Genomic DNA, 9,528 nt, shown 5'->3' with positions numbered 1-9,528 from the left:
CAGTGCAGCCTGGGCCGCCTGATAGGGATCCAGCCCGGCAGCCATCAGTGTTGCGCAGTAAACCAGCAGGCGGGTGGAAACGCTTTCTTCCAGATCGACATCTTTCAGCAACCGTAATCGGGTGGCCAGATTGACCAGTACCGCACAGCGATCCCTGGCCAGGCCGCTTTCACTGGCAATGATTTCCAGCTCGATTTCCGGTGGAGGAAAATTGAAGGAGAGTGCGACAAAACGTTGTCGAGTGCTCGGTTTGAGCGATTTGAGAATATTCTGGTAGCCCGGGTTATAGGAAACCACCAGCATGAAAGTATCCGGTGCGTGCAGAATTTCATTGGTACGTTCCAGCGGCAGCATGCGCCGGTCATCGGTCAGGGGATGCAGCACGACCGTCACGTCCTTGCGTGCTTCCACGATTTCGTCCAGATAACAGATACCGCCTTCACGGATGGCGCGGGTCAGCGGCCCGTCCACCCATACCGTTTCCCCTCCCTTGATCAGGAAACGTCCGGTCAGATCGGCTGCGGTAAGGTCATCATGGCAGGAAACGGTAAACAGCGGTCGTTGTAGCCGAGCGGCCATGTGAGTGACGAAACGTGTTTTTCCGCAACCGGTCGGCCCTTTCAGCAGCAGCGGTAGCCGGCGCTGCCAGGTAGTCTCGAACAGCTCGCATTCATTGCCGATCGGTACATAGAAAGGGATTTCCGGCGTCACAGGAACACTCCCGGGATGGCCGGAAAACCGGGAAATGTTCGCGTATACTTCATCTGGCGGCAGGCTGCATGTTCGGTGACGATGACACCTGTTTTGTGGTTGGCCCCAGTGTCGCATAAAGATACATCAGTGCTCCTACGAGAAACGCGACGCCTGCCAGCAACCGCATCCAGTAGAACAGATCCAGTTGCTGCTGAATTTCCATGAACCCCATACCGACCACTCGCTGCAAATGGGTTTGCAGTACGCCGGCAAAGGTCAATGTGAAGGTCATGAAAGCCATGGCGGCCGTCATCACCCAGAAACTCCACATGTTCAGAATCTGGTTATACGGCTGTACATTGCGCAACTGGGGCAGTGCGTAGGTAAAGAAAGCCAGATTGAGCATGACATAGGCGCCGTAGAACGCCATGTGTCCGTGGGCGGCAGTGATTTGTGTGCCGTGGCTGTAAAAATTGACCTGTGAGAAGCTGTGCAGCAGGCCCCATACCCCCGCACCAAAAAAAGCCATGACCGGGCAGCCAAGGCTCCAGAGCATCGCTGCCTTGTTGGGATGATTGCGCCCGCTGCGGTACACCATGTGAAAGCACCAGAGCACCATGGCGAAGAAGGGCAGCACTTCCAGAACCGAGAATATACTGCCGATCCATTGCCAGTAACCGGGCGTGCCAATCCAGTAGTAATGGTGACCAGTACCCAGCAATCCACTGAAAAGCGCCAGCCCGACAATGACATACAGCCATTTTTCGATCACTTCACGATCCACACCAGTCATTTTGATCAGCAGAAAGGCGAGCATGGATGCCATGATCAGTTCCCATACCCCTTCCACCCAGATATGGACTACGTACCACCAGTACATTTTGTCGAGAGCTAGATTACCGGGATTGTAAAAAGCAAACAGGAACATCAGTGCTGCTCCCCACATACCGAGCAGCAGAATGGTCGTCACTACTGTTTTACGCCCTTTCAGCACTGTCATGGAGACGTTGTAGAGAAACAGCAGAAATGCGACTACCAGCAATATTTTTATCCATAAAGGCTGTTCCAGGAATTCCCGGCCCTCGTGTATACCTGCCAGGTAGCTCACCACGGCAGCCAGTGCAGCGAAGACGAAGATAAATAACTGCAACCAGGCAACTTTGGGGCTGTGGATATCGCGTTCGCTTTCTTCGGGAATCAGGAAATAAGCCGCACCGAAATAGCCCAGTAACAACCATACCAGCAGAGCGTTGGTGTGGATCATCCTGATGATATGAAACGGCAGGCTTTCCGACAGAAAATTGGGCATGGCATACACGCTGCCGGCCAATACACCGGCCAGCACCTGAACCAAGAATAGCAGCAGCGCCGCGATGAAATACGGGTAAGCAAGCTTCTGAGTTGAATATTTCATGAATGTTCTCCTTTGGATAGGGGATGTTTTCAGTGGGATCAGCCTGCTGTGTTGGGCGGCCATCCTTGCGTATCGATACGGCTCGTCCACTCAAAAAAGTCGATCAGGTCATCGAGTTCCTGCTCGCTCAGATTGAACTGAGGCATCTGGCGCCGCCCCGGCACGCGGGTCGGCTGAGCCCGCATCCATGCTTTCAGGCCCATTCTTGCGCCTTCCGGGTGATCGCGCCCGCCATAACGTACCCACACATTCCCCAGCTCCGGCGCGAAATAGGCGCCCTCACCCAGCAGTGAGTGGCAGTTGATGCAGGCATTACGCTCCCATACGTGTTTTCCCCGGGTAACGGATTCAGTCAGAGTGGTCTCATCAGTCGAAGTGTTGACGATATACAGATGGGTATGGACAGAGAGCGCGATGAAAAGCACTATAAAGAAAGCCGTTCCCCCGTAAAAAATGTTTCGGGCAGCGGATTTGGTAAGTCTTTCGCTCATCACTCTCTCTCCTTGTTTAGATATTTCAGATAGTTACGGAATACGACCGAAGCGCCGGCATTTCCAGCAGAGCTAGGTGTAGCCGTTTTTTTATATTGTTTTTGCATATCTTGTCCGATGGATCGCCGGTGCACAAGAGATATTTGATGCGTAAAGTGAAATTCGGGATTTTTGATAAAAGTCACTGATATTCTTAATTTGTGATGTTAAAGTGTTCCGATAATACCATTGGTAATGGGGCCTGCTCCGGAAGGCTAATTACCGGAATTAAAGAAAAATACCCAAAAATATGCAAGTTAAAATGATCAGAAGGGGTAGAAAATGAGAGTTGAATTCATCGGCCATGCTTCGATATTGGTGGAAGTACGTGGCATGAAAATATTGTCTGATCCGTGGTGGCGTGGCCCATGTTTCGGCGCACAGTGGTGGAATTATCCAAATCCGGTTACGGACCAGGTTTATAAGCACCCAGTGGATTTCATTTACATCTCGCATGGACATCATGATCACTGCCATCCGGGAACCTTGGCAACACTTGATCGTTCTAGCAAAGTTATCGTATCAAGCACACTTGATCTTAAACCAGTAATAGAGGATCTGGGATTCGAAGTTATAGAAGTTCATCCTGAACAACCCTTTGACCTGGGAAACGGGGTGAAAATCTGGTTGTGGCCTACATATGGTGGAGATACTCTTTTGGTAATCAGTGATGGAGAGCAAACCTGTATCAATTTGAATGATGCAATTCATACAGCTCCAGCTCGTATTCAAGAGCGAGTTATTGAAAATTTGAAGCAGCAATTTGGGCGGCCGGATTATATTTTTTGTGGTTACGGTACAGCCAGCCATTTTCCAAATTGCTATTTTGTTCCCGGAAAGAATCCGAGCCTGACTGCACGCAGGAGGCAGCAATACTTTAATCGTTGCTGGTCCGATATTATTCATCGTTTGCAACCTCGGTGGGGGTTCCCATTTGCGGCAAGTGTTGTATTCCTTGAAGATGATCTGCTGAGCTTGAATGAGGATATCCATAATTACGAGCGACCAACTGATGTTTTTAAGAATGAATATCCGCTTGATGATACAAAGGTATTGGATATTGCTCCCGGCTTCGTAATTGAAGATCAGCAGGTGATATTCGAATGTTTATTTGCACCGTATGACAACAACGTAATATTGGATGAATGTCGTGAGCAGTATCAGCGTGCGAATACATACGGCACTACAACCGATATCTATGTGGAAGAGCTCGTGCAACTCCTACGTAATAACATAGAGATTTGTTTACCTTATCTTATTGAATATGTGAAAGACTATTTTCTTGTTATCGAGTTTCGCGGAACAGATAAAGGCATATCAGTTCGTAAACAAGGGCAGAATATTTACATTGAGCCCATTACTTCTTTAGAGACTGCGATATCACGAGCTGATCTGGTTTTTCGTACACGAGCAGCATATCTTCGAAGAAGTCTGACTCACCAATATGGTGATGAGATTATTTTTGTTGGATCCGGAGGAGTATTTATTTATCCCACGCGTGAGCATGCCAGATTAGCCTTGCATTCTGAATTGAGAGTCATGATAACGCAGCATTCCCATGCACCGGCTTCGCGTTTTGGTAGTTCCACACCCGGGGTATTTCGTCTAAAACAAGTTGTAAAGCAGCTGCTTGGGAAACGTGATCGTAATGCTGATTTATACGATTTAGAGGCTTGGACAGACTTCAGTTCGTCAGCCTCTTCACCGTCGAGCTGATCCAGCTTTTATCATTTATTTATCCCGACAGAACTCGACGACTTCTCCAATTAACTGACGGCCATTCCAAGCCCGAAAGACCTAGATAGTGTAGTCACAAGATATTTGCGCAGAGGGTGATACATCTAATTTGCACGGCAGTAAGGAAAGAAGAAGGGTTTTTAGCGTATCGTGTAGCAATACCACGCCACCTTTTTAGATGAAGGAAAGCATTTTCAACGAGATGCCTTAGTTTATACAGTTCATTATCATAAGGTCTTTGTATTCTTCGATTCTTTTTTGATGGGATAACAACTTCCATTTCTGTTTTTTCGCCTGTTCAACAATGGCATTACTGTCATAACCACGATCAGCTAACAGATAATCAGTATGGACTTCTTCAATCAGGCGGCCAGCTTGCGTGCAATTAGCAGTGGTACCTTGTGTACAAATATTCTGACCGGCATACCATGCGCATCCACGGCCAGATGTATTTTGGTGTTGAGCCCCTTTTGTCCGATTCATATCCTGCTTTGGCTCCACTGGCATGCGGATGAACTTTACAATGGTTGGCATCAATAGTCAGCCATTCATAATCAGGATCGGTAACTTCCGCGAAGCTGCTAAACTGCGTGCCATGATAAGAATCTCAGGACTGACCTTGCAACGTGGCCCTCTGCGTTTACTGGAAAATGCAGATTTAACCCTGCACCCAGGGCATAAAGTCGGCTTAATTGGTGCCAATGGCGCTGGCAAATCAAGCTTATTCGCCCTGCTACGTGGGGAATTGCATCCTGATGCAGGCGATTGCGTATTGCCAATGAACTGGCGCATTGCCCATATGCGTCAAGAAATCGATGCACCTGATTGTAATGCGATTGATTATGTGCTCGATGGTGATAGCTACTTACGCGATATTCAACAGCGACTGGTCAAAGCTGAACAACGACAAGACGGAGTTGAGCTTGGCCGCTTGTACTCGGAACTTGATAATGCTGATGCCTATACCTCCGACGCGCGCGCACGTAAATTATTAGCTGGTTTGGGTTTCTTGGAAGAACAAATGGGAAATCAGGTCAATAGCTTTTCCGGTGGCTGGCGGATGCGCTTAAATCTAGCACAAGCGTTAATGTGCCCATCAGACTTGTTATTACTTGATGAGCCCACTAACCATTTGGATCTCGATGCGATTTTATGGTTGGAAAGCTGGCTGCAAAGCTATTCCGGCACCTTGTTATTGATTTCTCATGACCGTGATTTTTTAGATGCGGTGGTGGGTCATATTGTCCATATTGATCAGCAAAAACTAACCCTATATTGCGGTGGCTATACAGCTTTTGAACGCGCCCGTGCTGAACGTGTTATGCAGCAACAACAAGCGCACGAAAAACAAAGAGCACAGCGCGCGCATATGGAGGACTTTATCCGACGTTTTAAAGCCAAGGCCAGTAAAGCACGGCAAGCACAAAGCCGTGTTAAAGCCCTGGAACGCATGGAGGAACTGGCGCCAGCACACTTTGATTCACCTTTTGACTTTATTTTCCGCGTGGCTGATAAAGTCTCTACTCCGCTGCTGAATCTCGATGAAGCAGAGCTTGGTTACAACGTGGGACAGCCTATTTTAAGCAATGTAAAGCTACAGCTAGTCCCGGGCGCACGGATTGCTTTGCTTGGCCCCAACGGCGCAGGTAAATCAACTCTGATTAAAAGTATTGTGGATGATTTACCGCTACTGTCAGGTCATCTTACCCGCAGTGAAAACTTAGCGATTGGCTACTTTGCCCAGCATCAACTGGACTCACTTGATCCAAAAGCCAGCCCGTTGCTACACCTTCAACGTATTGCTCAAGATGAGCGCGAGCAAGTTTTGCGTAATTTTCTCGGCGGTTTTAATTTTCGTGGCAAGCGCTGTGATGAACCTGTGCTCAATTTCTCCGGTGGTGAGAAAGCCCGCTTAGCTTTGGCGCTGATTGCGTGGGGCAGACCTAATTTATTACTGCTTGATGAGCCCACCAACCACCTTGATTTAGAAATGCGACAAGCATTGAGTATGGCTTTGCAAGATTTCTCCGGTGCACTACTGCTGGTGTCTCACGATCGCCATCTGATCAAAAGTACCATGGATGAGTTGTACTTAGTTGCTGATGGCCGTGTGCGAGAGTTTGCAGGTGATCTTGAGGATTACAGCAAATGGCTCAACGATTATCGTTTGCGCCAGCGTCCTAATAACGATGCAACCAGCCCCGATAAAGTCGATCGCCGCACACAACGCCAAGCAGCTGCAGCACTCCGTAAACAACTGGCACCGCTACGCAAGCACACTGATACATTAGAGAAACAGTTAGATGACATTCAAAAAGAGCTACAAGCTTTGGAAATCATCTTGGCTGATCATAGTCTCTATGAGCAGCCGCAAAAAGATCAGCTCAAGCAACACCTAAGCCAGCAAACCAACTTGCTACAAAAGCAAGTAAAACTGGAAGAAACCTGGCTCAATAACTTAGAAGAGCTAGAATTATTGCAAAGTGAACTTGAAGAAGATGTATAACACAATGGTTTGAAAGCGGGCTAAACCGGGGTGTCACAAAACGCTTGGCCACTGCCCACCCACTGACGCTGCCCGACGTTGTTCCGCAGATCCGCATGAATTGCCCGCTTCGGCGTGCTTCAAGACCTCTCGCAAGATTTCATCACCGACTTGTGCGGCGAGTAACTGAACATCGGAATAATCACCAATATTCATTACCTGGGCAATGACCTGCTCAGGCATAGTGATAGCTTCATCTGGCGTTTTCCACCAGATCTATTTGCTGGCAAATGGTTTCAGGATTTCCGGGTCGATTTGGATCATACGGTCTTTTTATCAGCGTACTTTTACGAATTTCGGCAAAAAAATTGTATGCCTTCCCTCGTGTGGAAACAACACGTGATGCATATGATCAGAATCATGTAGATAGATGCATATGATCAGAATCATGTAGATATTTAGTCCCATGATATGCCGGATTCTGGTGGGGCAATCGGTCTTGGTGTCAGAAAAATCTGAAATCCTGTTTGTTCAGCGCTTCCTTAACTGGTACTGTAAGTTATGTTTTTGGAGGTTCGATTTAAATAACCAATTGGTGGAGGATTCTTATGAAATTGAAATCATTCCTGAGTTATTTTAGCAATCGTGAAAAAGGCCTGGCTGTCAGCATTTTGCTGCCTACACATCGGACATTTCCGGATAACAAACAGGACACCATTGTACTGAAAAATCTTGTTACGGAAGCTCGTAACCGGCTGCAGAGCTGGCCGGACAGACAGGAAGCCGAAATGATCATGGATGCCATCGATAAAAAAATCAGTATGCATGATCACAACTACAATCTTGACGGTCTGGGTATTTTTGCCAACCGGGAGGGGGTCACTCTCATCAATTTTCCGTTTACCGTGAAGGAGCAGATGATCGTCGACGAGGCTTTTGCCATCCGCGATCTCGTTCGGGAGATAAACGGTGCCGTGCATTACCGTGTGCTGGTGATTTCACGTACCGATGCCCGGCTGATTGAAGGGTTCAACAGTCATCTGGTTCATGAATTCGATTCGAGAACGGAATTGCGGACGGGCAGTTTCCCGATGGAGAATCCGTTTTTATTTGCTGCGAAAGGGCTGGATCGTGCGCAGATTCCCAACGAAGCAGCTAATCTCAAGGAATTTTTCAATCGCGTGGATAAAAGTCTGCAGGAAATTCAGAACAAACCCGAGCAGGAACGTTTGCCGGTAATCATTGCCGGAGATGCGCGTAATGCAGCTTTCTTCAGGGAGGTGTGCGATCAGCCGGCCGATATTATCGGTGAGGTGACTTCTATTCCGGATTTGAGAATCCCAGCCGAAAAGATCATTGTCGAAGTGCAGGGGCTGGTCTCGGATCACCGCCGGCAGAAAGCAGAGGCAGCACTGCAGTATATCGCCCAGGCACGTAACAACCATCAACTGTTGACAGATTCTTCCATGATTTTCCGTGCGATTGATGCAGGTAATGCTGCCCGTTTATTCGTACGCCAGGGATATATTCAGCCGGGTATCATCGATTTTGATCAGAAAATCGTTGCGTTGCAGGAGGATTCCGCAACAGCAGATCCAGCAGGTGGCACGGTTACGGATGATGTCGTGGGCACGTTGATCGAACTGGTCATCCGGCAGGGAGGAGAGGTTCATTTCCTGTCGGCCGATCAGTTGGGCAAGGAAGCCTCACTTAGTCTGCAGACGAGGTACTGAGCGATTTTCAATCCTGTTCATACTCCTGAATCGTAAGGAGGCCCGATGATCCTGACGAAAAATCCGGCATCCGGGAAATTATTGCAGATATACGCGCCATACTCCGAAGCCATGGTTTTCAGTATGCTGGAGCGTGCTCATGCTGCCCATCTCACGTGGCGACAAGTACCCTTACACGAGCGGACGGCACTCTTACTGAAGCTGGCAGATGTTTTACGCAGAAGATCTGAATCGTACGCCCGGCTGATGACGGAAGAAACGGGGAAAACTATCCGTGCTGCCCGTGCTGAAATAGAGAAGTGCGCCTGGACGTGTGAGATTTACGCAGATAAGGCTGCCGCATGGCTGGCTGAAGAAGAGATTGCGGCAGATGGCATAAAGCATCGGGTTGTCATTGAACCGCTGGGGGTTATTCTGGCGGTGATGCCATGGAATTTTCCTTTCTGGCAGGTGATGCGCTTCCTGATTCCGACACTGCTGACCGGGAATGGGGCTTTGCTGAAACATGCAACCAACGTAACCGGCTCCGCGCTGAAAATTCAGGAAGCCGTCAACGAAGCAGGGTTCCCGGAAGGGCTATTCGGAACCCTGCTTGCTTCTCATACTGTGGTTGAACAGGTCATTACTCACCCGCTCTGTCAGGGCGTTTCTTTGACAGGCAGTGCAGAAGCAGGTCGGGCAGTCGCTTCTGTTGCCGGCAAGCATCTGAAAAAAGTGGTACTGGAATTGGGTGGCTCTGATCCATTCATCGTATTGGGGGATGCAGACATTCCGGCAGCAGCAAAAGCTGCAGTCACCGGACGGTTTCAGAACAATGGCCAAAGTTGCATCGCTGCAAAGCGCCTGATCGTTCTGAAAGAAATCGAAGAAGTTTTCACCGATACGTTGCTGGCCGAGGTCGGGAAACTGGTGGTAGGTGATCCGCTCGATGAGGCA

8 protein-coding genes and 1 pseudogene are annotated in these 9,528 nt (G+C 48.6%); 4 read left to right on the top strand and 5 right to left on the bottom strand.

Features of this window, described 5'->3' with window-relative positions; translation table 11 throughout:
- From ABUL11_RS09460 to ABUL11_RS09450, 3 genes are all read right to left on the bottom strand, one after another.
- The coding region (locus tag ABUL11_RS09460) for a CbbQ/NirQ/NorQ/GpvN family protein (RefSeq protein ID WP_350283606.1) at positions 1 to 711 on the bottom strand (711 nt) is incomplete at its 3' end.
- A 49-nt stretch (positions 712 to 760) separates the two neighbouring features.
- Positions 761 to 2,107, bottom strand: coding sequence for a cbb3-type cytochrome c oxidase subunit I (locus ABUL11_RS09455; protein ID WP_350283605.1), 1,347 nt, complete (start codon positions 2,105 to 2,107; stop codon positions 761 to 763).
- Positions 2,108 to 2,145: 38 nt separating this feature from the next.
- Positions 2,146 to 2,598 carry a c-type cytochrome gene (locus ABUL11_RS09450; RefSeq protein ID WP_350283604.1) on the bottom strand — a complete coding sequence of 151 codons (453 nt, stop codon included), beginning with the start codon at positions 2,596 to 2,598 and terminating at the stop codon, positions 2,146 to 2,148.
- 321 nt (positions 2,599 to 2,919) lie between these two features.
- Here ABUL11_RS09450 and ABUL11_RS09445 point away from each other — a divergent pair, with 321 nt between their 5' ends.
- Complete coding sequence (locus tag ABUL11_RS09445) at positions 2,920 to 4,353, top strand: MBL fold metallo-hydrolase (protein ID WP_350283603.1); 1,434 nt, start codon at positions 2,920 to 2,922, stop codon at positions 4,351 to 4,353.
- A gap of 94 nt (positions 4,354 to 4,447) precedes the next feature.
- On the opposite strand, the pseudogene ABUL11_RS09440 reads toward ABUL11_RS09445, so the two are convergent.
- Positions 4,448 to 4,942, bottom strand: a pseudogene (locus ABUL11_RS09440) (IS5 family transposase); the annotation flags it as partial.
- A gap of 27 nt (positions 4,943 to 4,969) precedes the next feature.
- On the opposite strand from ABUL11_RS09440, the gene ABUL11_RS09435 reads away from it, so the two are divergent.
- A complete protein-coding gene (locus tag ABUL11_RS09435; protein WP_350283612.1) occupies positions 4,970 to 6,880 on the top strand; it encodes an ATP-binding cassette domain-containing protein in 1,911 nt (636 codons plus the stop codon).
- 33 nt (positions 6,881 to 6,913) lie between these two features.
- On the opposite strand, the gene ABUL11_RS09430 is transcribed toward ABUL11_RS09435, so the two are convergent.
- A complete protein-coding gene (locus tag ABUL11_RS09430) occupies positions 6,914 to 7,102 on the bottom strand; it encodes a hypothetical protein (protein WP_350283602.1) in 189 nt (62 codons plus the stop codon).
- Between the two features lie 365 nt (positions 7,103 to 7,467).
- Between ABUL11_RS09430 and ABUL11_RS09425 the strand changes: the two genes are divergently transcribed.
- A complete protein-coding gene (locus ABUL11_RS09425; protein WP_350283601.1) occupies positions 7,468 to 8,592 on the top strand; it encodes an AOC03_06830 family ribosome hibernation factor in 1,125 nt (374 codons plus the stop codon).
- A gap of 45 nt (positions 8,593 to 8,637) precedes the next feature.
- Positions 8,638 to 9,528 (top strand): aldehyde dehydrogenase family protein (locus ABUL11_RS09420; protein ID WP_350283600.1); only part of this gene is annotated, 891 nt, incomplete at its 3' end.

The sequence above is a fragment of the Nitrosomonas sp. genome (assembly GCF_040256045.1).
Lineage (GTDB): Bacteria > Pseudomonadota > Gammaproteobacteria > Burkholderiales > Nitrosomonadaceae > Nitrosomonas.
This window is presented reverse-complemented; position numbering and strand designations above follow the sequence as displayed.